We start from the raw sequence: 26,143 nt of genomic DNA, 5'->3' as shown, positions 1-26,143 counted from the left end.
TACATATTATCGGTTATCTGTTTAGGACAGCTATGTTTAACGCATTCAGCATGAATACAACCACCATTATTATTACCGGCACCATGGTTGCTGGGGTGGGCTGATGCGCAAAAGAATTGCAGAAAAGAGCCCACATCCCAAAACGATGTGGGCTTTTTTTTGACCTGATATTTTAGCCTGGAGCAGCAAAGTAGCGCCCAGGGGCACGTTTTAGGATTTAGGAAGTTGTGGGAGTAGGGAATGCGAGTATTTAAGTTTGGTGGTTCATCGTTGGCCGATGCTGACAGGTTTTCGCGGGCAGCAGATATTATTGCCAATAATGCCCAGCAAGGGCCGGTATCTGTGGTGCTATCGGCACCGGGCAAAGTGACTAATAAGTTGGTATCAGTCATTGAAAATAGCATCCAGTTTGGTGAAGCGGATGTACAAATGGCCGATCTGGAAGCGGTCTTCAATCAACTGCTGACAGGACTTAAAGCGATTGAACCGGATTTTGATAAAGCGGCTTTGGATACCAAATTAGCAAGCTCTTTGGGTCAGTTACAACAATACGTTCACGGTATTAAATTGCTGGGTTTATGCCCTGATAATGTTTACGCCAAAATCATCAGCAAGGGCGAAAGGCTCTCGATTGTTATTATGCAGTCATTGCTGCAGGCCAAGGGCCACCAGGCCAGTTTGATTGATCCGGTCGCTTACCTGCTGGCGCACGGTGAGTACTTAGAAGCCCATGTTGATATTGAAGCCTCGACCCAGAACTTTCGCCAGAACCCATTGCCTCAGGATCATGTCAATATCATGCCAGGCTTTACGGCCGGTAACGAAAAAGGCGAGCTGGTCACCTTGGGCCGTAACGGTTCAGATTATTCAGCGGCGGTATTGGCAGCCTGCCTGCGTGCTGAGAGCTGTGAAATCTGGACTGACGTCGATGGCGTTTATAGCTGCGATCCCCGCTTGGTTCCCGATGCCCGCCTACTGAAGTCTCTGAGCTACCAAGAAGCGATGGAGCTGTCTTATTTTGGTGCGTCTGTCCTGCACCCTAAAACTATCGCCCCGATTGCCCAGTTCCACATTCCTTGCCTGATCAAAAACAGTTTTAATCCACAAGGTGCCGGTACCTTGATAGGTCTTGATACTGGTGAAGATAAGCTGGATATCAAGGGGATCACGACCCTTAAAGATCTGACTATGGTCAACGTGTCCGGCCCGGGTATGAAGGGGATGGTTGGTATGGCGGCCCGCGTCTTTGGTGCGATGTCGTCGGCTGGTGTATCGATTGTCCTTATCACCCAGTCATCATCGGAATACAGCATCAGCTTTTGTATTGAGAGTGAAGATAAGCTGGCGGCCCAGCGTGCGCTCAGGGAACATTTCGAACTGGAGCTGAAAGAAGGCCTGCTTGAGCCGGTAGAATTTATGGACAACGTGGCCATCGTGACACTGGTCGGTGATGGTATGCGTACCTCCCGCGGTGTGGCGTCGCGTTTCTTCACCTCGTTGTCGGAAGTGGATGTCAATATTGTGGCCATTGCCCAGGGTTCTTCTGAGCGGGCGATCTCAGCGGTGATCCCGGATAACAAAGTGTCAGAGTCGGTGAAGGCCTGTCACGAGAATCTGTTCAATAGCCAGCATTTCCTCGATGTGTTCGTGATCGGTGTGGGTGGTGTTGGTGGCGAGCTGGTGGATCAAATCCAGCGTCAGCAGGCCAAACTGGCCGAAAATGGTATTGTGATCCGGGTGTGCGGTTTGGCCAATAGCAAGGGCTTGCTGCTAGACAACAATGGCCTGCAGCTAGAAAACTGGCGTGACTCGTTGGGGCAGGTCTCTGAGCCGCTGAGCCTTGCACGCATGATCCAGCTGGTAAGGCGACACCATGTGATTAACCCGATTGTGATTGATTGTACTTCCGATCAGGGTATTGCCGAGCAGTATGTCGATTTTCTATCGGCGGGTTTCCATGTGATCACTCCGAACAAGAAAGCCAATACGGCCAGCATGGCCTATTACCAGCAGCTCCGTCAGGCGGCACGCTCAATGCGTCGTAAGTTCATGTATGACACCACGGTGGGTGCAGGCCTGCCGGTGATTGAAAACCTCCAGAACCTGATGGCAGCCGGTGATGAGCTCGAGCGCTTCTCGGGTATTCTGTCCGGTTCAATGTCCTTTATTTTCGGCAAGCTTGATGAAGGTATGAGCTTCAGTGAGGCAACGACCGTTGCGCGTAACAATGGCTTTACCGAGCCAGATCCTCGCGATGACCTGTCAGGGATGGATGTTGCTCGTAAGCTACTGATCCTGGCAAGGGAGGCGGGTATGGCTCTGGAGCTGGAAGATGTGATTGTCGAGCAAGCGCTACCGCCGGGTTTTGATGCCGAGGGTTCGGTTGATGACTTCATGGCCCGACTACCTGAAGCCGATGCCTACTTTGCCAAACTAATAGAAGAAGCCGCGAGCGAAGGCAAAGTACTGCGCTATGTCGGTGAAATTACAGACGGTAAATGTGCGGTGAAGATGGCTGCTGTCAATCCGGATGATCCGATGTTTAAAATCAAGGATGGTGAGAATGCGCTGGCTTTCTACAGCCGCTACTATCAGCCAATCCCATTGGTGCTGAGAGGTTACGGTGCCGGTACTGAAGTGACGGCCGCAGGGGTATTTGCAGACTTGATGCGTACGCTGGGCTGGAAACTAGGAGTTTAAGATGAGTGTAGTGGTTTATGCACCGGCGTCGATTGGTAATGTCAGTGTCGGTTTTGATGTGTTGGGGGCTGCGGTGTCCCCTATCGATGGCACCTTGCTGGGTGATCGGGTTTTGGCCGCAGAGAGTGCGAAGTCTTTCTCATTGAGTTGCGTCGGGGCGTTTGTCGATAAACTGCCTAAGCAGGCAGAAGAGAATATCGTCTACCGTTGTTGGCAGGTCTTTGCCCGCGAGCTCGACAAGAAAGGGGCGACGCTCAAGCCGGTTGCCCTGACTCTGGAAAAGAACATGCCGATTGGCTCGGGCCTGGGTTCGAGTGCCTGTTCGATTGTAGCAGCGCTCGATGCGCTTAACCGTTTTCATGGCCAGCCGCTAGATGAAACTGAGTTGCTGGCCCTGATGGGCGAGATGGAAGCGGAGATCTCCGGCAGCTTGCATTATGACAATGTTGCCCCCTGCTATTTGGGCGGCTTGCAGTTTATGGTCGAGGAGCTGGGCATTATCAGCCAATCTGTCCCTTGCTTTGAGGATTGGTATTGGGTGATGGCTTATCCCGGCATCAAGGTGCCGACCGCGGAAGCGCGTGCTATCTTGCCATCGCAGTACCGCCGTCAGGATGTGATTGCCCATGGCCGCTACCTAGGTGGCTTTATCCATGCTTGCCATTCAGAACAGCCGGCGTTGGCCGCAAAAATGATCAAAGATGTGGTGGCTGAGCCATACCGTGAACGTTTACTTCCTGGCTTTGCCAATGCACGGCAGTATGCGCTGGAAGCCGGGGCGCTGGCTAGTGGGATCTCTGGCTCGGGGCCTACCATGTTTACCGTGTGTGATGACCTCGAAGTCGCAAAACGTATTGCACGATGGTTGCAAGATCATTATGTTCAGAATGAAGAAGGATTTGTCCATGTCTGTCGTTTGGACGGACAGGGCTCAAAAGTAACAGGAAGTGAGCTGTAACCATGAAGCTATATAACCTAAAAGATCATCAAGAGCAGGTTTCTTTCGGTCAGGCGGTACGCCAAGGCCTAGGAAGTAACCAAGGCTTGTTTTTCCCGGCGGAGCTGCCGTCTTTCGACAATGTCGATGCACTGCTGGAGCAAGATTTTGTCAGCCGTAGTACCGCAATCCTGTCGGCGTTTATCGGTGAGGAGCTGGCTGTCGAGACCGTCTCCCAGATGGTCGGCAACGCTTTCCAGTTCACCGCGCCGATTAAGTCGGTTAAGGAAGGGGTATATGCCCTTGAGTTGTTCCATGGTCCGACGCTGGCCTTCAAGGACTTCGGCGGCCGTTTTATGGCCCAGTCCTTGGCAGCCGTTTCTGACAGCGATGGCAAAATCACCATCCTGACTGCGACATCCGGAGATACCGGCGCAGCTGTCGCCCATGCCTTTTACGGTATGGATAACATTAAGGTGGTGATCCTGTATCCGAAGGGTAAAATCAGCCCGCTTCAGGAAAAGCTGTTCTGTACCCTTGGCGGCAATATTTCTACCGTTGCTGTCGAAGGCACATTTGATGACTGTCAGTCATTGGTGAAGCAAGCGTTTGATGATGCCGAGTTGCGTAAGGAAGTCGGTTTGAATTCCGCCAACTCAATCAACATTAGCCGTTTAATGGCGCAGATTTGCTATTACTTCGAAGCCGTTGCTCAGCTACCGAAAGATAAGCGTGAAGAGCTGGTTATTGCGGTACCAAGTGGCAACTTCGGTAACCTGACCGCAGGGCTGCTGGCAAAAGCCATTGGCCTGCCAGTGAAACGTTTTATTGCAGCCACCAATGTCAACGATACCGTACCGCGTTACCTGCAAACTGGCGAGTGGGCACCAACACCAACAGTACCGACTATCTCTAATGCCATGGATGTGAGTCAGCCGAACAACTGGCCACGCATCGAGGAGCTTTGCCGCCTCAAAGGTTGGGGGCTGGATGAATTGGGCTATGGTGCAGTGGATGATGAGCAGACTGCTGAGACTTTGATCAAGATGGAGCAAGAAGGCTATTTGTGCGAACCGCACGGGGCCATTGCCTATCGCATTTTGAATGAGCAGTTGGCCGAAGGCGAAACGGGTTTATTCCTGTGTACCGCTCATCCTGCCAAGTTCAAAGAGGTTGTCGATGAGATTCTGGGCAAGGATATTGATTTGCCGGCCCCATTGGCCAAGCACAATGCGATGGAGTTGTTATCGCTCGAGCGTGATAACGACTTTGACCAACTGAAGGCGGTACTGCGTAGCGTGCAGTAACAAGAAAATTTTAGTGTTAAACAAAAAGGGAGCCTCGGCTCCCTTTTTTGATACTTGCGTTAGCCTATTGGCTTAGGCGATTTGTTCACTGTTGCTGGCATCGGCTTCAGTCAGGTTGGTTTCACCAGGCATTGCTTCACCAGACACGGCTTCGTCAGCAAATTTATCGACCCACAGTGCTAGCGCACCGTCACCGGTGATGTTACACGCCGTACCGAAACCGTCTTGTGCCAAGTGTAGTGCGATTTGCAGGCCAATCATGGCTTCAGTAAAGCCCATCATCGAGCCCAACAGGCCAACCGCAGCCATGACGGCGCCACCCGGCGCGCCCGGAGCTGCCACCATAGTGATCCCCAGCATGCCGATAAATGGTAGGGCTTCAATGAAGCTCGGTACTGTAGCGTTACCCGTTACCAAAATAACCGCAACACAAACAGAAGTGATGCTGATTGCTGAGCCTGACATATGGATGTTGGCGCAAAGTGGTACCACGAAGTTGGCAATGGGCTTCTTTACACCGTTTGCTTGAGTTTGACGCAAGGTGACCGGCAAGCTGGCCGCTGAAGACATGGTGCCAATTGCTGTAATGTAAGCTGGAAGCATGTTCTTTAGAAGCTTGAATGGTGAACGGCCCAGTAGAGCGCCTGTTGTCAGGAACTGCAGGCTTAGCCATAACCAGTGCAGAGCAATGATTAGCACGAGAACGAAGGTAAAAGTTTTCAGGGTTGAGAACACGGTACCCTGTATTGTCATATCGGCAAATACACCCGAAATGTAGAACGGCAGTGATGGCACCATGACTTTCGAAAGGAACAGCTCGATGATATTGCGGCCTTCGTCGCTCAATTTGCGCATGTTTTCGCTATTGGTCGCAGTGATCCCCAAACCAAAGATAAAGGCAACGGCTAGGGCGGTCATCACCCCCATAATCGGTGGGATTTTCAGATCGATCAATGGCGATAAGGTTCGGGCAGCATCGCTAACTTCGCCTGGGCTATGCAGCACGGATGGCAATACTTGGCTGGCAACCAAGTAAGCCATTGCACCAGCCCCCATGGTTGAGAGATAGCTCAAGCCGACTGTTTTACCGAGTAGTTTACCGGAGTTTTTCGGTAGGTTGGCAATGCCGCTAGTAACAAAAAATAGAATCAACAAAGGAATAGTGAAACCAATCAGCTGGCTGATCAGTGCTTTCATGGTTATGAGAATTTGCACTAGTAAATCAGGAGCAAACAGGCCGACAAGAATACCTGCCACAATACCTGCAAGAAGTTTTAGAATAAGTTTCATCGTCAAAGTTCCTATTGAGGAGTTTGAAAAATATAAAGAGTTTAATGAGTTCTAATTTGGCGGAGGGTGTTGTATCACTTCCCGATAAAGGATGCCAAAAAAGTGGGCTTTTTATGTCGTACTAGCTACAAAATTAAAAGTGTTTGCAGCTATTCCCTTCAAAATGGTTATTTCTTTGACATAAGTTAAGGTGATGAACAACAGTGAGTAACATTTGGCGGGTTTTGTGTGCTAGCAGGCAAAAAAATAGCAGGCAAATAGCCTGCTATTGACAGAAGTGTAGATTTATTTTCTGCTTTTTTACTTAATTCTGTGGCTGTTCAATATTTTCCGCTCGTGGAGACTGTTTGGCAAATTTGTTGACCCACAGAGAGATAGCGCCATCACCAGTGATGTTACAGGCGGTACCAAAGCTGTCTTGGGCCATATATAAGGCAATCATCAATGCCAGTTCAGCTTCCCCAAAACCAAGCATCGATGCCATCAGGCCAAGCGCGGCCATTACAGCTCCGCCTGGTGCGCCCGGTGCGGCAATCATGGTCACACCGAGCATCATGATAAATGGCAGCATCTCGAGCAGTGACGGGATAGCGATGTGCTGGCTCAATGCCATCACTGCCGTTGAGCAGGTAACTAGGGTAATGGTCGAACCTGACAGGTGGATGGTGGCGCACAGCGGGATCGTGAAGTTGGCGATGGCCTCATCAACACCGTTCGCTTTGGTCTGGCGTAGGGTGACTGGAATAGTGGCAGCTGATGACATGGTTCCGACGGCGGTAAAGTATGCCGGCATCATGTTCTTTATCAGCTTCAGGGGCGAATAGCCCAAAGCTAATCCGGTCACGGTGTACTGGATGGTGATCCACGCCCAATGCATGAAGATAGCCAGTGCCAGTACCAGCCCAAAGGTTTTCAGGGTCGAGAAGACAGTGCCTTCAGCGGCCATTTCGGCAAAAACGCCAGCAATGTAGAACGGCAGCAGCGGGATAATGATGTTGGAAAGTAAGAGGTCGATGATCCTGCGGCCGTCTTCGGCAATGGCCTTCAATGGTTTGCTATCGGTGATACTGATCCCAAGGCCAAACAGGAAGGCGGTGGCAAGGGCAGTCATGACTCCAAATAGTGGAGGCACTTCAATTGCGATGAAGCTAGTGAGTTTCGCGGCACTGTCTGCGGTGGCCGTAACGGGTTCGGCCATGCTACCTATTACAGTGCTGGCAACAATGAACGCTAGGCTACCGGCAATAATGGTCGACCCGTAGGACAGGGCAACGGTTTTACCCAATAGCGAGCCGGAGTTTTTTGGCAGGCTGGCTATGCCGCTGGTGATATAGAACAGGATGATAAGTGGGATGGTAAAACCAATGAGCTGGCCACCGAGGAGTTTGATAGTCAGCAAGACGCGGATGATAGCGTCAGGGGCGAAAAAACCAAGCAGGATACCGATCAAAATACCCGCGATAAGCTTGAGGATTAACTTCATGAACTGGCTCCGAAAATATTGTTATATAAAAGCTCCATGTTTGTGACATTGCCCGTGGGTACAACCTTGGGTGGTAGGCAACGCTATGAATGTACAGTTTTATTAACATTAATACCTAAATTGTTGTCACATTTTAGATGATAATATAAACAGTATGTGGTGAGGGTATCAGGAGAGGGCTAGATGTGGGACATAAAAAACGGCACCCGTAGGTGCCGTTTTTACTAACAGAAGCTGTAATTACAGGCTGCTAGTGAAAGTACGAGCGATAACGTCACGCTGCTGCTCTGTAGTCAGAGAGTTGAAGCGTACCGCGTAGCCAGATACACGAATAGTTAGCTGTGGGTATTTTTCTGGGTGGTTAGCAGCATCTTCCAGAGTCTCACGCTTAAGAACGTTAACGTTCAGGTGCTGACCGCCTTCAATTTTAGCTGGCGCTTCGATAGCAACTTCGCGAGATTCGTACTCACCTAGGTCAGCAGCCGGGATCACCTGATCAGCTTCAAAACCAGCAGATGCAGCAACACAGCGTGCTTCGTTAGTTTCTGAATCAAGCAACCAGATTGAGTTTAGTAGGTCATCGTTTGCTGATTTAGTGATTTGAATACCTTGGATCATGACTTTCTTCTCCGTATAAGACTTATTTTTATGACCTAACCCTGAGGTTTAAGCCTGATTTTGCAAAATTATGACTAGTGAAAAATACGACTAGATGTCGGTTTTTATGATAAAGAGAAGCCTTGTGAGCCAAAGGATCCAACCGTCATAAGCCATATTTTTTAGTAGTTATAATTCGCAATCTCCGCTTGCAGGGGAATGTCGTTAGTTTTTTCGATTTTCTTGTTGAGTTGCGTATTATATATCTCGATGGTGTTGATTGTGTATTGATTTAGATCAAATTACAACAAAAAACCTTAAAATAAGCAGGGCGATTTTATTGCGCTAGGTCAACTAAGCCGCATATTTATTGGTGTTTAACTAATATTTTATCATTTAAAAAATATTTGAGTGGATCATTTGTAGTAAAATTACAACAAATAGAGGGGTGGTATTCTCCTAACTACTCAGAATATGCGCCCTTATCCCGATCAATCTGTAAGCGCTGACGTTGATAAATAACGTACAACTGGTGCTTAAAATGAAAACTTCAAAGCAGGAAAAATATGAAATTAATTGGTGCGCACGTATCCGCTGCTGGCGGTGTGCATAACTCGCCTGAAAATGCCAACAAGATTGGCGCCAACGCTTTTGCTCTGTTTACCAAAAATCAGCGCCAATGGGCTGCCAAGCCGCTGGAACAAGATGTGATCACAGCATTCAAGGCACGCTGCCAGCAATACGGTTTCAGCCCTGATGCTATCCTGCCCCATGATTCTTATCTGATAAACCTCGGTGCGCCAGAGAGTGAGAAGCTGGAAAAGTCACGTAATGCGTTTATTGATGAAATGGTCCGCTGTGAGCAGTTAGGGTTACACTTGTTAAATTTCCACCCAGGTAGCCACTTAAAGAAGATCCCAGAAAACGACTGTCTTTCTTTGATTGCCGAGTCCATTAACCTCGCACACGCAGAAGTACCCAATGTGGTCGCTGTGATTGAAAACACGGCGGGGCAGGGGAGTAATCTCGGCTGGCGCTTCGAGCAATTGGCCAGCATTATCGAGCAGGTTGAGGATAAATCCCGAGTGGGCGTATGTATCGATACCTGCCACGCATTTGCCGCCGGCTATGACTTGCGCAGTGAAATGGCCACGGACAAGACGTTTGCTGAGTTTGATCAGATTGTCGGAATGAAATACCTGCGTGGTATGCACCTCAATGACTCTAAAGGCGGTTTGGGTAGCCATCTTGACCGTCACCATAGCTTGGGGGAAGGGGAGATTGGCTGGGGGTGTTTTCGCTATCTGATGCAAGATAGCCGATTTGACAATATTCCATTGGTACTGGAAACCATTAACCCTGATATCTGGCAGCAGGAAATTGCTACGTTGCGCTCGTTTATTTCTGAGTCTGAGTGATATTCGCAATATTGGAGCAACGATTACTATTTTAGGGCAATATCGACAGGGTTTATCGGAAAGGTGTTTTAAAAGTGTTTGGTTTATAAGGGTATTATTCTCTGTCTCAATGTTGGCACTAATCTTTCATAATTGCTCTTAGTGATAAAAAACAAGAGAGGGAAAGGTTATGAACAGTGAAATGATGATGTTGAGCATTGGCAATACTTGCCTACCGCAAGCTTACCGCCATAACCAGGGACGGGGTCACTGGCGGACACCGGTAAACCCGAAGGTTTGTTCTCGCAAGTATCAAAAATCTAACTCCAGAACGCCGTGAATTGCGGCACTAATTAGCTTTCAGCATGCTATTAAAGCGTTAACCTTTGGCCTCATTGGCTTGCCTTATTGGAGTGGCTGGGGTTAGCTGCTTTGATGGTGTGTACCGCCTTATAGGCACGCATTCTTAATTTATCCAAGAAGCGACCACTGACCTTGATGTGAAACTCACATTTCTGTTCACGTACTTTTCATGTTTGAAATTCGTATTATATATCTCGTCAGCAATCATCGCTGAAAAATAAAGATAGGTGTTTAATAACTTAACTATCTCTATTTGTTAAAAATCAAATTAAAAGTAATAGTGGTATTATCATGAAATGTAATCACAGTCGTATTTATAGGGTTAAGCGAAAATTTATTCAGAGAATTTTGTATAAAGAAGTTCATTGTTGTTATAACTGTGGTGAGTTTATTAAAATCTAATGAAACACAAACAAACATTAAAAAAGATCAAAAGTCAATCTAGCATTATTTTGATTAAGTCTAGGAAGAGATTTTTAAAGAAGTATTCACCTAGAAATGAGAATTAAAGCAAAATTTACTGAATAATAAATTAACCTGAAATAATCATATATATTATATTTAAGGGGAAAGCTTAATCGCTACTCCCCTGTTTAACTAAGAATAATATTAATTTACTTAATTACTACACGGTTTTCACAAGCGAATTCAAGCATATCTCTTAACTTGATCATCGCTGCAATATCCTGATTCATTTCTTTCTTAATATCTTCAAGCTCATTTTTACTCACTTTTCCATCGATCAAGGCATCTCGAATTTCGTGTTGAACATCACCACGCTCTTTATCCCAGTTCATCCATGCATTCAATACATTACGATATGTAATGTCGTGCTCATTTTCCCGTTCAAAGCGCTCACATTTCAGGTTGAACAACTTCAGCATTTCTTCAATCACATAGACATGCTTTTCATTTTTTTGCAACACGAGCAGCGTCAACAAGAACTCATGAATGGTTAAATGGTGGTTTTCCTGGCTCGGATTTACTTTATTGGAAAATGTTCTTGCACTTAACTTTTTCCCGCCAATATCAATAATCTGATTGAATACATTTTCAATTCCAACTTCTTTCATTTGAAGGTGAAGCGCACGTGTAAAACTATCAAACTGACAATCTTTATCCACTTTTTTACTCACAAATATCAATAGGTAATATAAGCCATACCTATACAGGTATTTAATTAAATATTAAACAGAAAGCTATTCAAGAGATGAATGTTAATTGAGATTATCTAATCTCTTAAAGATGGTTAACTATTAAATATACATTCTGCTTGTTGTTTGTTTTAAATGTGTAAGTTTTAGACAGGTACTTTAAAATTCAATAAAATACGAACTAAATATATCTAATAACATGTTTAGTTTAATTCAAAAACAGAAGCAATCAAAGGCTTTGCGTGTATTGATTTATCTACGGGTAATTATGTCTATTAAGTATTTTTTGAGTTTCCCTCTTTATTGCTAGAGAACCAACAACTTTTATAGCAAGGCCCTCACGAAGGTAAATCATGCAAGTCTCTGCTGCTTGGGTATACAATAGATGTCGTCATATAAATTGAGGAAGATAAGATGATCCCTGCGCTGAGCTGGCAAGATGTCATAGAAGCTGAACGCCAGAAACCGTATTTCCAGCAGGTGGAACAGTATGTCACCGCAGAACGTGCGGCTGGAAAAAATATTTATCCGCCTCAGGAAGATGTGTTCAATGCGCTGAGGGCGACACCGCTTTCGGAGGTCAAGGTGGTGATTTTGGGGCAAGATCCTTATCACGGTCCGGGCCAAGCGCATGGTTTGAGTTTTTCGGTCCGTCCTGGTGTAAAAATCCCGCCGTCTCTAGCTAATATGTATAAGGAGCTGGTCACGGATATTGACGGCTTTACCCCACCGGATCATGGCTACTTGCAGAGCTGGGCTGAGCAGGGGGTGTTGCTGCTCAATACGGTGTTGACGGTGGAGCAGGGCAATGCCCACTCGCATGCCAAAATAGGCTGGGAAACCTTCACTGACCGCCTGATTGAGGTGATCGACCAAGAGTGTGAGGGAGCTATTTTCTTGCTGTGGGGGGCACATGCACAAAAGAAAGGAAAGAAAATCGACACTGCGCGCCATCACGTACTGCGCTCTGCCCACCCATCACCATTGTCTGCATACAGAGGCTTCTTTGGCTGTAAGCACTTCTCACAGACAAACCAGCTATTGCGGCAGATGAATAAGCCGGCCATTAACTGGTTGCTGGAAGATTAAACTTTAATTATCAAGATGTATGGTTTATGTAAATTAATTGCGCGTTAAATAACCAAGATCAAGGTGCATTTTTCCATCATTACATACACTTTCAGTAATGGAGTTGACTGGGAGATTTATGCAATGATGCTGGATGATATTCACACTGAACATGGTTATATTTGCCGATTGTTGAAAATCCTTCAACAAAAGCTAGTCGCGATACGCAATGGCCAAGAGGTTAATTATGGCCTGATTAAAGACATTGTGGATTACCTGCAGAACCATGCCGAGTGCTGTCACCATCCTAAAGAGGATGTGCTCTACCATTATTATCAAGCTCACTATGCCGATAGTGCTGGTCAGGTAGAAAATCTGGAAAAAGAGCATGAAGAGCTGGCGAGGTTAACCCGGGAGTTTTCTGATACGGTTGATATGATCCTGATGGATGCGGTGATCCCGCTCGATGTGTTTGCCGATAAACTCAATGCCTTTGTTGTGAGTCAGCTTGCCCATTTGGAGTTCGAGGAAAAATACATTCTTCCTTTGATCCGTAAGCACTTTACCCAAGAAGATTGGCTGGCGGTGTCACAACAGTATGAGAAGTGCGATTGCGACCCGCTATTTGGTGACCAGGTGACCGAGCGGTACCGCCATTTAGCCGAGCGACTGCAAGCCTGATCGCTGGGTGACCAATAGAAATGAAAGAGCCGGCTCTGCGCCGGCTCTTTGGTCAATCGTTTGGTCTTTTTAGGCTAGAAATCAAGATCTTCGTCTGATGAATCCCTGAACATATCAATATCAGCCAATTCCTGGCGCAGTCTTTCCCTATCTTTTAGCGCTTCAATTTCACGCCACTTACGTTTTACCGGCTTGCTACGAGCACCACGTCTTGGCATTTCTGTTGCAAGAATGTCATCGAATGCATAGCTGTCCATAGAGCACCTCTTCCTTACAATCGGTTCTATTTAAATATCATAGCAAGCACCAAAATAAAATTGATGTGTTTCGCAAATGTTACTTAATGATGAAGATTTGATGTGCGGTAGCTCCCAATGTGAGTTGGGTTGTATAAAAAAACACCATAAAAGAGAAGGGATTAGGTATTGCTTTTGGGGGTGAAAAGTAAAATATCGACACTAAATTCGCCAGTATTATGCTAGATAAGCAATATTCATGTGAGGGATGTTGATTTTTGCTGGTTATCTTTGCATGATCATCAGCCATCTGCAGCTATACCGTATATGGTTAAGTTGGCAGGTGGCTGTTTTCTTATGCCTCTTGTTAACATCATGTCTACATCGTAGCTCATATGCTGCTGTCTTTTACCACATAATAAAACTAAGGTTGTAGTAACTGTTTCGTCTGACTGTCTGGTTTGGCGAGCGGGCTGAACCGATATTTTTTGCTTGCGGCCAGATTGGCCGGTTTCAGCTAATTATTGATTTCTAGAGGGTTAGACGTGTCAAGTCAGATTAATTTTTTGAACGATCTGTTATGGGGCTCCGTGCTCATTTATTTGCTGATTGGCGTTGGCGTGTTCTTTACCTATCGGTTGGGGTTTATTCAGTTCCGTCATTTCGGCCATATGTTCAGCGTGATGAAAAACAGCCGTAAATCAGATAAGGCAGGTATTTCATCATTCCAGGCGCTGTGTACCAGCCTGGCAGCCCGTGTCGGTACCGGTAACATGGCTGGTGTTGCTGTGGCGCTGACGCTTGGCGGTCCCGGTGCGATTTTCTGGATGTGGTTGATTGCCATGTTGGGTATGGCGACGGCGTTTGCCGAAAGTGCGCTGGCTCAGCTCTACAAGACCCGAGATGATGACGGTAACTACCGTGGTGGCCCTGCTTATTACATGGAAAAAGGGTTGGGTATGCGCTGGATGGGGGTGGTGTTCTCCATCTTTCTGATCATTGCGTTTGGTTTGGTTTTCAATTCGGTTCAGGCTAACTCGATCACCCTCGCGATGAATGTCGCCTTCGGCTGGAACCCTGCTTATGTTGGTGTTGTGCTGGTGGTGATGGCCGGTGTGATTATTTTCGGCGGCCTGCGTGCGATTGCCCGTACTGCAGAAATCCTAGTGCCGGCTATGGCCCTGTGCTACCTGCTGTTGGCCCTGTTCATCATGTTTACCAACCTTGGCAAGCTGCCTGAAATACTGGGTTTAATATTCCGTAGTGCGTTCGGTCTGGAAGAAGCGGCGTCGGGGGCGTTGGGCTATACCATTGCCCAAGGCATGATCAATGGCCTTAAACGTGGTTTGTTTTCCAATGAAGCGGGTATGGGTTCGGCACCGAATGCTGCCGCTTCAGCTACGCCGTATCCACCACATCCGGCTTCTCAAGGCTATGTGCAGATGCTGGGCGTGTTCATGGACACCATTGTGATTTGTTCCGCGACGGTGGCAATTATCTTGATGTCGGGCGAGTATGTTCCGCATAGCGAGATCACCGGGATCGAGCTGACCCAGCGTGCCTTGAGCTCTCAGGTTGGCGGTTGGGGGGCCATTTTCATTGCGGTGGCGATCTTCTTCTTTGCCTTTACCTCATTGGTCGCCAATTACTCTTATGCCGAAACCAATTTGATTTTCCTCGAGCATAACCATAAAGCTGGCCTGACTGTGTTCCGGTTTGTGGTGCTGGGTATGGTGATGTTCGGTGCGGTGGCTGATTTGCCGACAGTCTGGGCCATGGCGGATGTGTCGATGGGGATGATGGCGATAATCAACCTGATAGCTATCGTGCTGCTGTCCGGTACGGCAGTGAAGCTGGCGAAGGATTACAACCAGCAGCTCAAGCAAGGGAAGGTCCCAACCTTTGATAGTAAGGATTACCCGGAGCTGCATGCGCAGCTGGAAGAAGGGATCTGGGATCAGTCTAAGCAGGATTAATCACCGTCTCTATCGAATTTGACGATAGCAACAATAGAAAAGACCATGCGTACAACGCGTGGTTTTTTTTTGTCAGACTGTTAACATCTTAGCCATATAAGATCAAAAGGAAGCATCCCATGTTAATTGTGGTTTCACCGGCAAAAACACTTGATTATGACTCTCCATTGGCAACAGAGACGTTCACCCAACCTGAGCTGACCGATCATTCGGCCGAGCTGATTGAAGTGTGTCGCGAGCTGACCCCAGTCCAGATTGCCAGCCTGATGAAAGTCAGTGATAAAATTGCTGGTTTGAATGCAGCCCGCTTCGCTGAGTGGCAGCCAGAATTTACCACCGATAACGCCCGCCAGGCGATTTTGGCCTTCAAGGGGGATGTTTATACCGGTCTGGCTGCCGAGACCATGGATGATGCGCAATTTGCGTATGCTCAACAGCACCTGAGAATGCTATCTGGCCTTTACGGCCTGTTGCGTCCACTTGACTTGATGCAGCCGTACCGGCTTGAGATGGGCACCAAGCTGGCGAATCCGCGCGGTGCCAACTTGTACCAATTCTGGGGCAACATTATTACCGACAAGGTCAACCAGGCACTGGCTGAGCAAGGCGATGATACCCTGATCAACTTGGCATCAAACGAATACTTCAAGGCGGTCAAGGTTAAGCAGGTCGCGGGTAAGATCATCACGCCGGTGTTCAAGGACTGCAAAAACGGTACTTACAAGGTTATTAGTTTCTACGCCAAAAAAGCACGTGGCATGATGGCGCGCTACATCATTGACAACCAAGTGGATTCGGTGGAAAAGCTGAAGCAGTTCGATGCCGCGGGTTACTACTTTGTGCCAGCTGAGTCGACGGCGACCGAACTGGTATTTAAGCGCGAAGAGCAGTAATGGTTATTGTTGAAATACCATGCTCATGCTGATGAATAGATAAAAAACGGGCTGGTTCATACCAGCCCGCAGTCGTTGTTTTTGGTTACAGCAAAAGCCTTACTTCTTGGCTTTTTTCTTTTTCACTGCCGCTTTCTTTTTCGGATCTTTTTTCTTCTTCTTTTTCACCGTCAGGGCTTTTTTGTGTTTCGGGCGCATGCCTTCGACGAAACGCTCGGCCACTTCTTCTTTCATATAGCGGCCAACACGATCGATCATATTCTGATCGTGTGCTTCTATCAGAGAAACGGCGGTGCCTTTTTTACCCGCACGGGCGGTACGGCCGATACGGTGTAGGTAGACATCGGCGGTACGTGGCATATCGAAGTTGATCACGTGGCTGATATCCGGCAGATCGATACCACGGGCAGCAACGTCGGTAGCTAGCATGATATTCACTTCGCCGTCGCGGAAGCGGCGGATCGTGTTGTTGCGCGAGGCCTGAGCCATCTCGCCTTGGAGCCAGCAGCAAGGGATCTGCATGGCAGCTAGCTGGTCACGCAGTGTGGCAAGACGCTCTCGGGTCTTGACGAAGATGATGGTGCGCTCGGCTTCGCTTTTGAGAATCGTCTCCAGCAGTGCCAGCTTGTGGGGCATGTCGTCACAGCGGTGGTAGTACTGATGGATTTTCTTGCGCTCACGACGTGGCGGTTCGGCATTGACCTCAACCGGCTCGTTGAGGATAGTGCTTGAGAAATCACGGACACCCTTGCCTTCCAAGGTTGCGGAGAACAACAAGCTCTGGCGGCGCCAGCGACATTCGTTGTGAAGGCGTTGGACGATTTTACCAAAGCCCATGTCCAGCATGCGGTCTGCTTCGTCGAGGATCAGGCATTCAATTGCACGGCAGTCAAAGCGCTCGCTTTCGATGTATTCCATCAGGCGGCCCGGTGTCGCCACCACGATATCCTGCGTTTTGCCCAATAGCTCGGCATGCTCATCGTAGGAGATACCGCCGGTAATGGTGAAAATTTTCAGCTGGGTGTGTTTGGCAAGCGCACGGGCTTGATCGGCGACCTGGATAGCCAGCTCTCGGGTCGGTGTCAGTACCAGTACGCGAGCAGGCCCCGGCTTTTTACGTGGGAAGTCCTGCAGGTGCTGGATCATCGGCAGAAGAAATGCTGCGGTTTTTCCGGTACCGGTAGGAGCGGACGCCAGTACATCTCGGCCATCCAGCGCATGCGGGATCGCTTCAGCTTGGATCACGGTAGGGCGATCGTAGCCGAGCTCTTCAATGGCCTGCAGCAGCTCGCTATCTAATTCTAATTCGGAAAACTCTCTCACCAGTCATTTCTCCTTGGGAACTCAGGGAATCCCCTCTATTTATATGGGGGGCCTACAGATCGCCGGTTACGTGCAAAATACATAAGGGGCGGCATTATAGAGATTATTGCCGCAACGATCACCGATAAAAGTATAAAAACTTCCGCAATTTGCCAAACCGAATGCGGTATTCACTTTACATTTTCAAGTAAAACGCCCTAGTCAGGGCAATAAACCCTTCGCTGTACTGGCCATCTTGGTGGATCACCAGTTGCTCTGTTTGGCACGGTGACGGACTTAGCCCCAAGGCAATTAGCAGCCGGCTTGGATCTTTGCGCTCGGTGGTTTTCACGGTGCAGAGTCGCTGACAATAGAGCTGGTGGGCGCGTGCCGCTTTGATCAATTGCTCGCCTTCGTAAACCGGCAAGATAAGGCTGGCACTTCCTGCTGGACTCAGAAGCTGGCGAATTGCTGCCAGCAATTCGTGATGAGGCAAGGTATCAGTATGACGTGCCGCTGCTCTTGCTTGGCAATCCGCTTGCTCACCGTGGTTAAAATAGGGAGGGTTGCAGACAATTGCATCAACGGATCCGGACGGTTGCTGGCAGGCCCAAGCCTGGACGGTTTGATGTGCCATTGAGATACGTTCAGCCCACGGAGAATCGGTGAAGTTGCGCTGAGCCGCTACTGCTGCACCGCTGTCAATTTCTATTGCGGTAATGGGGTTGTCTTGACCTGTTGTGCGCTGTGCGGCCATTAGTGCAAGCAAACCACTGCCGGTACCGATATCGAGGATCGGCCCAGTTCGAGGGAGGGCTGCCCAAGCACCTAGCAGTACACCATCGGTACTGACGGGCATACCACAGCCGTGGTCGTTAACGTGGAATTGCTTGAAGGTGAACCCTTTTGTCATGGTGTTGCTAGACCTTGTTATGTTTTTGACCCTGCCATTATAGCCTGCTCGGGATCAATTTAAGAATGATAAGCTTCTGTTGATTAGTTGTTGCATGGTTATTGATTCTGTTTTGTATGTTTTTCATAAGTGGATTTTATTGGTTTTTAATTTCGATCTTGGTTTTTGTTTTGGTCGTATATGCTGGTTTTTGAGTGTTCAACCCAAAGAATGTGGTGTTTTTAACTGCGTTATTGCTTATTGAGTGCTTTTTCGTCATTATGCTGCGAGCAAGGTCACATTCAGGTAATCCTTTTTTGTGGCTAAAAAAATAACAATATTTACAAAAACAGCAGACATAACATCAAGAGTGGAAGGTGCAGTTTGAAAAAGTCACTCAGTTTTACCGATATCATGGCGTTGGGTTTTATGACCTTCGCTTTCTTCTTAGGCGCAGGCAATATCATATTCCCGCCACAGGCTGGCCAGCAGGCCGGTGATCACCTCGTTCCGGCAATGTTCGGATTCCTATCAACCGGCGTTACTTTACCGCTTGTTGCCATTATTGCCGTTGCCGTTGCCGGTGGTTGGAAAGGGATGACCCAGGACTTGCCGTCGAAAGTGGCGACATTACTGGCAGTATTGATCTTTATCGTGATCGGCCCAGCGTTTGCCGCCCCGCGTGCTGGTTTGGTTGCTTATGAAATGGGCGTGAAACCGTTCATTGCCGATGCAGGACAGCTTAGCCTTACTGTTTTCTCTATTGTCTTTTTTGGCATAGCGATGTTCCTGTCGCGCTCTCGTGGCAACCTGGTTGATTTGGTCGGTAAGTTCCTGACGCCTATTTTGTTTGTGGCCTTGGTGGTATTGGCTGTTAGCGTTGTTGTTAACCCGCAGGATGCGATTGAAGCGGCAAAGGGTGACTATGTAGACATGCCGTTCCTCAAAGGCTTTGTCGAAGGTTATAACACCCTAGATGCGGTTGCGGCCCTGTTGTTCGGTATGGTGATTGTCGATGCCGTACGCAGCAAAGGCGTGACCGATGAGAAGGCCACTCGCAAATATCTGATCATGGCTGGTTTGATTGCCGCCGCGGGTCTGGCGTTTGTTTATGTCTCGCTGTTCTATTTGGGGGCAACCAGTGTCAACATTGCCGCCAATGCGTCGAATGGCGGTGATATTCTGGCGATCTACGTTGCAGCGCTATTTGGTCCTGCCGGCCAGATGATGTTGTCGTTGATTGTATTGCTGGCGTGTTTGACGACTGTCGTCGGCCTGATCAGTGCGTGCTCTGAGTACTTTTCGTCGCTGACTCGCTGGTCTTACGAAAAGTGGGCTGTGCTGCTGTCTGTAACTTGCTGCGTGGTCGCCAATGTCGGTCTGAACCAGCTTATCGTTCTGTCACTACCGGCGTTGTTTGCTCTGTACCCAATTGCAATGGCTCTGGTTATCCTGACGTTCATCCGCCGTTGGTTGCCAAACCCAGCACTGTCTTACCGCGTCGTGATGCTGGTAGCGTTGTCGTTCAGCATGATTGATGCCGCTAAGGTGGCCGGTTTTAATGTTTCTGCATTCCGCGTACTGCCATTGTTTGATTACGGTATGGCGTGGTTGATGCCGACCTTTGCAGCGCTGGTTGTGACTTGTTTTGTTGGTGCACAGCAGGCAGTTAAGCAAGACCAGCAAGAAAGCCAAACGGCTTAAGGCTGTATAGATAGTATCGCTCTGAATAAAAGAGCAAAGACAAAAAAGGGATGCCTCGGCATCCCTTTTTGTCTTTCCAACGACCCTCTGTGGGGGAGGGCTGCGCTCAATAAAGAGCTATAGCGTTTCGCTGTACTCAGTTAGGATTTGTTCACACCATGTTGTGATACGATCATCGCTCATCTCGTACTGGCTATCTTCATCCAGAGCCAAGCCGACAAACAGCGTACCATCGTCGGTGAGTGCTTTCGAGGCTTCGAAATCGTATCCCTCGTTTGGCCAGTAGCCGACAAACTGAGCGCCGGTCGGCAGTAGTTTCTCGTGCAGCATTCCCATCGCATCGAGGAACCATTCGGTATAGCCTTCCTGATCGCCAAGGCCGAAAAGGGCCACGGTTTTACCATTAAGGCTGAGCCCGTCAAGTTGCTCCCACACGGCTTCCCAGTCTTCTTGCAGCTCTCCGAAATCCCACGTAGATATCCCAAGGATCAGCATGTCGTACTGGTTCATCTCGCTGATATCTGCTTCTTTGATGTTATGTAAATCAACCAGTTCAGCACCGATGCATTCGCGGATCTTCTCCGAGGCCATTTCGGTATAGCAGGTGGTTGAGCCGTAGAATAAGCCAATCTTCATGCTACTTGTCCAATGTATAACGAATAAATGATAGGGGATTCTACCTAGCTTGGACGGTCTTGACTATTTCTGAGTGATTGAGTCAGAAATAGCTGCGACAACTCGGCCGGATCGTTACATTTGGCCGGAAATCGTCTACCATTGAGTACTGTGTATTTATCCATGTGTTCTTGTGGGCAATAACCGAACACCGAGGTTGTAGTGGAAAACGATGAAGTGATCATCGAGCGGTTTCTCGATGCGATGTGGATGGAACGGGGCTTGTCTGAAAACACCCTGCTGTCATACCGCAATGATCTGAAAAAATTGGAAAACTGGCTCGACGAGCAAGGGGTGACGCTGGAGCGGGTGTCAACCGATGAGCTGCAGCGTTATCAGCAGTGGTTGTTCGATGCTGATTATAAACAGACTTCCCGGGCCCGTATGGTGTCGGCGATCCGCCGGTTGTTCCAGTATTTGAACCGGGAAAAGATGCGTGATGATGATCCCAGTGCTCTGCTGGTGAGCCCCAAGCTGCCCAAGCGCCTGCCCAAAGATATTACCGAAGAGCAGGTCGATGCCCTGTTGTCGGCACCCGATCCCAACGATCCGATAGAGCTACGTGACAAGGCGATGCTTGAACTGCTTTACGCCACCGGCTTACGTGTGACTGAATTGGTCAGCCTGACCATGGAAAATGTTAGCTTGCGCCAAGGGGTAGTACGGGTTATCGGTAAAGGTAACAAAGAGCGTCTTGTGCCGATGGGTGAGGATGCTATCGACTGGATTGAACAGTTTCTGCAAAGCGGCCGTCTCCAATTGCTGGGGGAGAAAAGTTCGGATGTGGTATTCCCGAGCAAGCGGGCCAAGCAGATGACCCGCCAGACATTCTGGCACCGGATCAAACACTATGCCGTGAAGGCGGGTATTGATGCCGAGACATTGTCGCCCCATGTGATGCGCCATGCTTTTGCTACCCATTTGCTCAATTACGGGGCAGATTTACGGGTGGTGCAGATGCTACTTGGTCATAGCGATCTATCGACCACCCAGATCTATACCCATGTCGCGACCGAGCGACTCAAGCAGCTGCATGGTGCACACCACCCGCGAGCTTGAATGGCTTCTTAGCCTTGCTGACCGTGAAGGTTAGCCCGCATCTGGCTAATACTTGGGTATATACTAAATCTGTTAGGTATATACTAAAAAAGCGTGAGATATTTTGCGGAATGTGAAATTTTTTTGCACTATCGGGGTCATATACCCAGGTAATCTCAAGGTGCTGGTTCAGCGATAGTTACTTGGTTGTTAGGCAAGGCAGCGATTTACAGATCTAGTGGTTCTAAATCAAAAATCGCTAACACCGCATAGCAGCCAAGTAAACTCGCCCTTCGGGAGCTCATCAATGTGTTCACTTCTGTGTCAAATAACCTTGAAATAGATGACTATTACATGCGGTTATTTTTCTTGAACTGCACACATTGATGAAGCTCTGAATCCTGCAACTGGAGGTCACCTGGGTATATAGGTCACCTGTAGTGATGGGTGCTGGCGGTGCTCGCCATAGTCCGGCACGAATTTATTTTTTGAAAGGAAAGAGTCGCATGCACTTTTTGGGTCGTACGTTACTTGCAACCGCAGTGGCAATGACTGCCTTTACGGCATCAGCCAAGCCAGATGAGGCGGCAATTACAAGCAAGTTGAGCAAGCTGGGGCTGGCGCCGGTTTCTATCAGTGCTTCACCGCTTCCTGGGCTCAATGAAGTCGTGACTGAGCGTGGCATTTTTTATGTTTCCGATGATGGTGGCCACTTCATTCTTGGTAGCCTGTACCAAGCCACCGATGCCGAGCCGGTTAACCTGACTGAGCAGAAGATGGCTAAGTTAAACAAGGCCAAGCTACAGGGGATGGAGGACGAAATGATCGTCTATCCGGCCAAAGATGAAAAATATGTGGTGACGGTCTTTACCGATACCAGCTGTGGTTACTGCCGCAAGCTGCATAGCGAAATGCAGGCCTACAATGATGCCGGTATCACTATTCGTTATTTGGCCTTCCCTCGTGGTGGCGAGCGTTCGCGTAACTTCGGTGAGATGAGTGCTATCTGGGGAGCAAAAGATCCGGCGAAGGCGATGGATCAGGCCAAAGAGGGTACCTTCAATCCTGCCGGTGTTGAGCCGCAGAGCGACTTGGTCAATAAACATTACCAGCTTGGTGTCGCAATGGGTGTTTCCGGTACGCCGGCGATGATATTGGAAGATGGCACTATGCTACCGGGTTACCAGCCGGCACAAATGCTGCGCCAGATGTTGGATAACCGCGGTTAAAAAGACATACACCCAGTGACTTGGGTACAAAGCCCCGGCCAACCCCGGGGCTTTTTTATACGTCGAATTTCTGTTGCCCACTCATGTTCAGCGCCTATAATGGCTTGAGGCACCTATGCCCAAGTAACCTTAACTTATCCCCTGCCTATAGACTGACCCGATGATTGAAATTAAACGCCGCCCAGAAGCCGACACCAGCCAGTTTACCGACTCAACCCCGCCAATCTTGCAGCGGATCTATGCTGCCCGAGGTATTTCCAGTGAAGCCGAGTTGGAGCGCGGGGTACGCGGGCTACTGGGCTATAACCAGCTGCACGGTATCGCCCCAGCAGTGGCATTGCTCAAGCAGGCGTTGGCTGAGCAGCGCCGAATTATCGTGGTCGGTGATTTTGATGCCGATGGTGCTACCAGCTCGGCATTGTCAGTACTGGCATTGCGGATGCTAGGCAGTCGTAATGTTGACTACCTTGTCCCCAACCGCTTTGACGATGGCTACGGCTTGAGCCCGGAAGTGGTTGAGCAGGCTGCCGCACGTGGCGCCGAGATGATCATGACGGTAGATAACGGAGTCTCTTCGATATCGGGTGTCGCAGCGGCGAAAGAGCGAGGTATCCAAGTGCTGGTGACTGACCACCACTTGCCGGGAGATGTTTTGCCGGAAGCGGATGCCATCGTGAATCCCAATTTGCACGAGTGCGACTTTCCCTCTAAGGCCCTGTGTGGGGTGGGCGTTGCTTTTTACCTGATGCTGGCCGTGCGTGCGTCGCTGCGTGAGGAAAACTGGTTTGCCGAGCAGGGGCTGCCTGAGCCTAACTTGGCCGAATTGCTGGACCTGGTAGCGCTGGGTACAGTGGCCGATGTGGTGGCACTGGATGGCAATAATCGTATTTTGGTTCATCAGGGTTTGCAGCGTATTCGGGCAGGCAAATGTCGACCGGGAATCCGGGCCCTGATTGAAGTCGCCAATCGCGATCCGGCTCGCTTGGTGGCGACCGATCTGGGTTTTGCCCTGGGGCCGAGGATCAATGCGGCGGGACGCTTGGATGATATGTCATTCGGGGTCGAGTTATTGCTGTGTGACAATATTCAGGCTGCACGCAGGATGGCCACCGAGTTGGATGCCCTGAATCAGACCCGCAAAGAAATTGAGCACGGGATGAAAGAAGAGGCGGTGGCGATTTGCGAGCGCCTAAAGTTTAACAAACAGGACATGCCATACGGTTTGTCGTTGTTCCAGCGTGACTGGCACCAGGGCGTGATAGGGATCCTTGCCTCGCGTATCAAGGAGCAGTATCACCGCCCGGTGATTGCCTTTGCTGATGCCGGTAACGGTGAAATCAAGGGGTCGTGCCGTTCGATCCCCGGTTTGCATATGCGCGATGTATTGGATCTTATCGATACCCAAAATCCAGGGATGATCCTCAAGTTCGGCGGCCATGCCATGGCGGCAGGGCTGACCATTCCTGAGGCGCAATTGGACGCCTTTAACCAAGCCTTTGACAACGCGGTACGTGCCGAGCTCGATGAAGATGCATTGCGCGGCGTATTGCTCAGCGATGGTGAACTGATGCCGAAGGAGCTTAATTTGCAGACAGCGGAAGTATTGCGGGCAGGCGGACCGTGGGGCCAGCAGTTCCCCGAGCCGATGTTTGATGGCCGCTTCCGCCTGCTGCACCAGAAGCTGGTGGGCAGCAAGCACCTCAAGATGATGCTCGAGCCATTAGCCGGTGGCAGCGTGATTGATGCTATCGCCTTCAATGTTGATGTTCGCCGCTGGCCGGATGCCTCGGTCCAACAGGTCGAATTGGCATACAGGCTGGATGTTAACGAGTTTCGCGGTAACCGCAGCGCCCAGTTATTGGTCGAGCATATCGCCGCGCTTTAGGTTCCGCTGGCAGGCAAAAAACAACCTGTCGTATTCCCGGTTGCAGAGAGGCAAGGCGAAATGTGGCCTCTCTGTGACAGACGGTGTTTTTGTGATCGGGTTAAAAAAATAAATTCGCCGATTCCCTTCCCTTTCCACTGTATATTCTATCTACAATTCGATAGAATCCTTCGGTTATGTCCATTTCGGCTATGAAGAGTGGCAATGTTCGAGATTAATCCTATTAAAAACCGACTTGAGGATGTATCAGCACGTACTGATGTCCTTAGGGGGTACCTTTGACTATGATGCCAAGAAAGAGCGTCTAGAAGAGGTCAATGCAGAGTTAGAGCAGCCTGATGTATGGAACGAACCCGAACGCGCACAGGCGCTGGGCAAAGAACGTTCATCATTAGAAGCGATTGTTGATACGATCGATCAGCTGGACCAAGGCGTGGAAGACGTCGACGGTTTGCTTGAGCTGGCGATTGAAGAAGAAGACCAAGAGACATTTGACGAGATTGAACCAGAACTCGCTGAGCTAGAAAGCAAACTGGCCAAGCTTGAGTTCCGTCGTATGTTCTCTGGCGATCACGATGGCTCAGATTGCTATATCGATCTACAGGCAGGTTCGGGTGGTACCGAGGCACAGGACTGGACGTCTATGATGCTGCGTATGTACCTGCGCTGGGCAGATGCCAAGGGCTTCAAAACCGAAGTTATCGAAGTATCTGAAGGTGATGTAGCTGGCCTTAAGTCGGCCACTGTCCGTATTAGCGGTGAGTATGCTTACGGTTGGCTACGTACTGAAACCGGTGTTCACCGCTTGGTGCGTAAGTCACCATTCGACTCCGGCGGCCGCCGTCATACATCTTTCTCTTCGGCATTTATTTACCCGGAAGTGGATGACAACATTGATATCGAGATCAACCCTTCTGATCTGCGAATCGATGTTTACCGTGCTTCGGGCGCGGGTGGTCAGCACGTAAACACCACCGAGTCGGCTGTACGTATTACTCACGTGCCGACCAACACCGTGGTGCAGTGTCAGAATGACCGCTCTCAGCACAAGAACAAAGATCAGGCGATGAAACAGTTGAAAGCGAAACTGTTCGAGCTTGAGATGCAGAAGCAGAATGCTGAGAAGCAAGCCAATGAAGATTCGAAGTCTGACATTGGCTGGGGTAGCCAGATCCGCTCTTATGTGCTGGATGACTCCCGTATTAAAGATTTACGTACCGGGGTGGAAAATCGTAACACCCAGGCCGTACTTGACGGCGATTTAGACCGTTTTATTGAAGCCAGCCTGAAATCAGGTCTGTAACCGACTCCGGTTAAAACATTTAAGGGTTAACCC

General features: G+C 49.0%; 21 protein-coding genes and 1 other annotated feature. Of the genes, 13 read left to right on the top strand and 8 right to left on the bottom strand.

Annotated features, from left to right (window positions below; genetic code table 11):
- Nucleotides 1–42: 42 nt before the first annotated feature.
- Nucleotides 43–162 (top strand) — a sequence feature (Thr leader region).
- Nucleotides 163–240: 78 nt separating this feature from the next.
- Genes thrA through thrC form a run of 3 tightly spaced genes read left to right on the top strand, consistent with a single transcriptional unit; the run spans nt 241 to nt 4,944 of the window.
- Nucleotides 241–2,700 (top strand): bifunctional aspartate kinase/homoserine dehydrogenase I, encoded by a 2,460-nt coding sequence (gene thrA / locus L4D79_RS22900; RefSeq protein ID WP_428654761.1) that lies wholly within the window; start codon nt 241–243, stop codon nt 2,698–2,700.
- Between the two features lies 1 nt (nt 2,701).
- Nucleotides 2,702–3,658: a homoserine kinase gene (thrB, locus tag L4D79_RS22895; RefSeq protein WP_428654759.1), complete on the top strand. Its 957-nt coding sequence runs from the start codon at nt 2,702–2,704 to the stop codon at nt 3,656–3,658.
- 2 nt (nt 3,659–3,660) lie between these two features.
- A complete protein-coding gene (gene thrC, locus L4D79_RS22890; RefSeq protein WP_428654756.1) occupies nt 3,661–4,944 on the top strand; it encodes a threonine synthase in 1,284 nt (427 codons plus the stop codon).
- A 72-nt stretch (nt 4,945–5,016) separates the two neighbouring features.
- On the opposite strand, the gene L4D79_RS22885 is transcribed toward thrC, so the two are convergent.
- The 3 genes from L4D79_RS22885 to grcA all read right to left on the bottom strand — a co-directional run bounded on the left by L4D79_RS22885 (nt 5,017) and on the right by grcA (nt 8,335).
- Nucleotides 5,017–6,234, bottom strand: coding sequence for a dicarboxylate/amino acid:cation symporter (locus tag L4D79_RS22885; RefSeq protein ID WP_428654754.1), 1,218 nt, complete (start codon nt 6,232–6,234; stop codon nt 5,017–5,019).
- A gap of 304 nt (nt 6,235–6,538) precedes the next feature.
- Nucleotides 6,539–7,717, bottom strand: a complete 1,179-nt coding sequence (locus tag L4D79_RS22880; RefSeq protein ID WP_428654752.1) for a dicarboxylate/amino acid:cation symporter — start codon at nt 7,715–7,717, stop codon at nt 6,539–6,541.
- 240 nt (nt 7,718–7,957) lie between these two features.
- A complete protein-coding gene (gene grcA / locus L4D79_RS22875) occupies nt 7,958–8,335 on the bottom strand; it encodes an autonomous glycyl radical cofactor GrcA (RefSeq protein ID WP_428654750.1) in 378 nt (125 codons plus the stop codon).
- Nucleotides 8,336–8,880: 545 nt separating this feature from the next.
- Between grcA and nfo the strand changes: the two genes are divergently transcribed.
- Nucleotides 8,881–9,732 carry a deoxyribonuclease IV gene (nfo, locus tag L4D79_RS22870; protein WP_428654747.1) on the top strand — a complete coding sequence of 284 codons (852 nt, stop codon included), beginning with the start codon at nt 8,881–8,883 and terminating at the stop codon, nt 9,730–9,732.
- A gap of 956 nt (nt 9,733–10,688) precedes the next feature.
- Here the strand turns inward: nfo and L4D79_RS22865 are convergent.
- Nucleotides 10,689–11,210 carry a phage regulatory CII family protein gene (locus L4D79_RS22865; protein ID WP_428654745.1) on the bottom strand — a complete coding sequence of 174 codons (522 nt, stop codon included), beginning with the start codon at nt 11,208–11,210 and terminating at the stop codon, nt 10,689–10,691.
- A gap of 432 nt (nt 11,211–11,642) precedes the next feature.
- Here L4D79_RS22865 and ung point away from each other — a divergent pair, with 432 nt between their 5' ends.
- On the top strand, nt 11,643–12,317 hold the full coding sequence (gene ung / locus L4D79_RS22860; RefSeq protein ID WP_428654743.1) for a uracil-DNA glycosylase: 675 nt from the start codon (nt 11,643–11,645) through the stop codon (nt 12,315–12,317).
- Nucleotides 12,318–12,440: 123 nt separating this feature from the next.
- On the top strand, nt 12,441–12,977 hold the full coding sequence (locus tag L4D79_RS22855) for a hemerythrin domain-containing protein (protein WP_428654741.1): 537 nt from the start codon (nt 12,441–12,443) through the stop codon (nt 12,975–12,977).
- A 74-nt stretch (nt 12,978–13,051) separates the two neighbouring features.
- Here the strand turns inward: L4D79_RS22855 and L4D79_RS22850 are convergent, their stop codons facing one another.
- On the bottom strand, nt 13,052–13,234 hold the full coding sequence (locus tag L4D79_RS22850) for a DUF3545 family protein (RefSeq protein WP_428654739.1): 183 nt from the start codon (nt 13,232–13,234) through the stop codon (nt 13,052–13,054).
- A 524-nt stretch (nt 13,235–13,758) separates the two neighbouring features.
- On the opposite strand from L4D79_RS22850, the gene L4D79_RS22845 reads away from it, so the two are divergent.
- Complete coding sequence (locus tag L4D79_RS22845) at nt 13,759–15,189, top strand: alanine/glycine:cation symporter family protein (RefSeq protein ID WP_428654737.1); 1,431 nt, start codon at nt 13,759–13,761, stop codon at nt 15,187–15,189.
- Between the two features lie 119 nt (nt 15,190–15,308).
- Nucleotides 15,309–16,082 (top strand): peroxide stress protein YaaA, encoded by a 774-nt coding sequence (gene yaaA / locus L4D79_RS22840; protein WP_428654735.1) that lies wholly within the window; start codon nt 15,309–15,311, stop codon nt 16,080–16,082.
- 99 nt (nt 16,083–16,181) lie between these two features.
- Here the strand turns inward: yaaA and srmB are convergent, their stop codons facing one another.
- Nucleotides 16,182–17,408: an ATP-dependent RNA helicase SrmB gene (srmB, locus tag L4D79_RS22835; protein WP_428654845.1), complete on the bottom strand. Its 1,227-nt coding sequence runs from the start codon at nt 17,406–17,408 to the stop codon at nt 16,182–16,184.
- 172 nt (nt 17,409–17,580) lie between these two features.
- Nucleotides 17,581–18,297 carry a tRNA1(Val) (adenine(37)-N6)-methyltransferase gene (locus L4D79_RS22830; protein ID WP_428654733.1) on the bottom strand — a complete coding sequence of 239 codons (717 nt, stop codon included), beginning with the start codon at nt 18,295–18,297 and terminating at the stop codon, nt 17,581–17,583.
- Nucleotides 18,298–18,660: 363 nt separating this feature from the next.
- Between L4D79_RS22830 and brnQ the strand changes: the two genes are divergently transcribed.
- Entirely contained in the window at nt 18,661–19,980 is a 1,320-nt protein-coding gene (brnQ, locus tag L4D79_RS22825) for a branched-chain amino acid transport system II carrier protein (protein WP_428654731.1), read from the top strand.
- Nucleotides 19,981–20,097: 117 nt separating this feature from the next.
- On the opposite strand, the gene fldB is transcribed toward brnQ, so the two are convergent.
- A complete protein-coding gene (gene fldB / locus L4D79_RS22820) occupies nt 20,098–20,616 on the bottom strand; it encodes a flavodoxin FldB (RefSeq protein WP_428654728.1) in 519 nt (172 codons plus the stop codon).
- A 201-nt stretch (nt 20,617–20,817) separates the two neighbouring features.
- Between fldB and xerD the strand changes: the two genes are divergently transcribed.
- The 4 genes from xerD to prfB all read left to right on the top strand — a co-directional run bounded on the left by xerD (nt 20,818) and on the right by prfB (nt 26,110).
- Nucleotides 20,818–21,714, top strand: coding sequence for a site-specific tyrosine recombinase XerD (xerD, locus tag L4D79_RS22815; RefSeq protein ID WP_428654726.1), 897 nt, complete (start codon nt 20,818–20,820; stop codon nt 21,712–21,714).
- A gap of 485 nt (nt 21,715–22,199) precedes the next feature.
- Nucleotides 22,200–22,922 carry a bifunctional protein-disulfide isomerase/oxidoreductase DsbC gene (gene dsbC, locus L4D79_RS22810; RefSeq protein WP_428654724.1) on the top strand — a complete coding sequence of 241 codons (723 nt, stop codon included), beginning with the start codon at nt 22,200–22,202 and terminating at the stop codon, nt 22,920–22,922.
- A gap of 160 nt (nt 22,923–23,082) precedes the next feature.
- Nucleotides 23,083–24,807 (top strand): single-stranded-DNA-specific exonuclease RecJ, encoded by a 1,725-nt coding sequence (gene recJ / locus L4D79_RS22805; protein ID WP_428654721.1) that lies wholly within the window; start codon nt 23,083–23,085, stop codon nt 24,805–24,807.
- Nucleotides 24,808–25,011: 204 nt separating this feature from the next.
- Nucleotides 25,012–26,110 (top strand): peptide chain release factor 2 gene (gene prfB / locus L4D79_RS22800; RefSeq protein WP_428654719.1). Its coding sequence is split into 2 segments (ribosomal slippage): nt 25,012–25,086 and nt 25,088–26,110, totalling 1,098 coding nucleotides; the frame shifts between segments, so codons are not numbered across the junction.
- Nucleotides 26,111–26,143: the final 33 nt, after the last annotated feature.

Source organism: Photobacterium satsumensis (assembly GCF_050336935.1).
Taxonomy (GTDB): domain Bacteria; phylum Pseudomonadota; class Gammaproteobacteria; order Enterobacterales; family Vibrionaceae; genus Photobacterium; species Photobacterium satsumensis.
The sequence above is the reverse complement of the archived record's forward strand: the minus strand, read 5'-3'. Positions and strand labels throughout refer to the sequence as shown.

Excerpts from the sequence above, each read along its gene's own strand:
- L4D79_RS22880 (WP_428654752.1), bottom strand. The coding sequence starts at position 7,717 with ATGAAGTTAATCCTCAAGCTTATCGCGGGTATTTTGATCGGTATCCTG.
- thrC (WP_428654756.1), top strand. The coding sequence starts at position 3,661 with ATGAAGCTATATAACCTAAAAGATCATCAAGAGCAGGTTTCTTTCGGT.
- yaaA (WP_428654735.1), top strand. The coding sequence starts at position 15,309 with ATGTTAATTGTGGTTTCACCGGCAAAAACACTTGATTATGACTCTCCA.
- L4D79_RS22885 (WP_428654754.1), bottom strand. The coding sequence starts at position 6,234 with ATGAAACTTATTCTAAAACTTCTTGCAGGTATTGTGGCAGGTATTCTT.
- thrA (WP_428654761.1), top strand. The coding sequence starts at position 241 with ATGCGAGTATTTAAGTTTGGTGGTTCATCGTTGGCCGATGCTGACAGG.
- L4D79_RS22855 (WP_428654741.1), top strand. The coding sequence starts at position 12,441 with ATGATGCTGGATGATATTCACACTGAACATGGTTATATTTGCCGATTG.
- nfo (WP_428654747.1), top strand. The coding sequence starts at position 8,881 with ATGAAATTAATTGGTGCGCACGTATCCGCTGCTGGCGGTGTGCATAAC.
- recJ (WP_428654721.1), top strand. The coding sequence starts at position 23,083 with ATGATTGAAATTAAACGCCGCCCAGAAGCCGACACCAGCCAGTTTACC.
- L4D79_RS22850 (WP_428654739.1), bottom strand. The coding sequence starts at position 13,234 with ATGGACAGCTATGCATTCGATGACATTCTTGCAACAGAAATGCCAAGA.
- fldB (WP_428654728.1), bottom strand. The coding sequence starts at position 20,616 with ATGAAGATTGGCTTATTCTACGGCTCAACCACCTGCTATACCGAAATG.
- ung (WP_428654743.1), top strand. The coding sequence starts at position 11,643 with ATGATCCCTGCGCTGAGCTGGCAAGATGTCATAGAAGCTGAACGCCAG.
- L4D79_RS22830 (WP_428654733.1), bottom strand. The coding sequence starts at position 18,297 with ATGACAAAAGGGTTCACCTTCAAGCAATTCCACGTTAACGACCACGGC.
- grcA (WP_428654750.1), bottom strand. The coding sequence starts at position 8,335 with ATGATCCAAGGTATTCAAATCACTAAATCAGCAAACGATGACCTACTA.
- dsbC (WP_428654724.1), top strand. The coding sequence starts at position 22,200 with ATGCACTTTTTGGGTCGTACGTTACTTGCAACCGCAGTGGCAATGACT.
- thrB (WP_428654759.1), top strand. The coding sequence starts at position 2,702 with ATGAGTGTAGTGGTTTATGCACCGGCGTCGATTGGTAATGTCAGTGTC.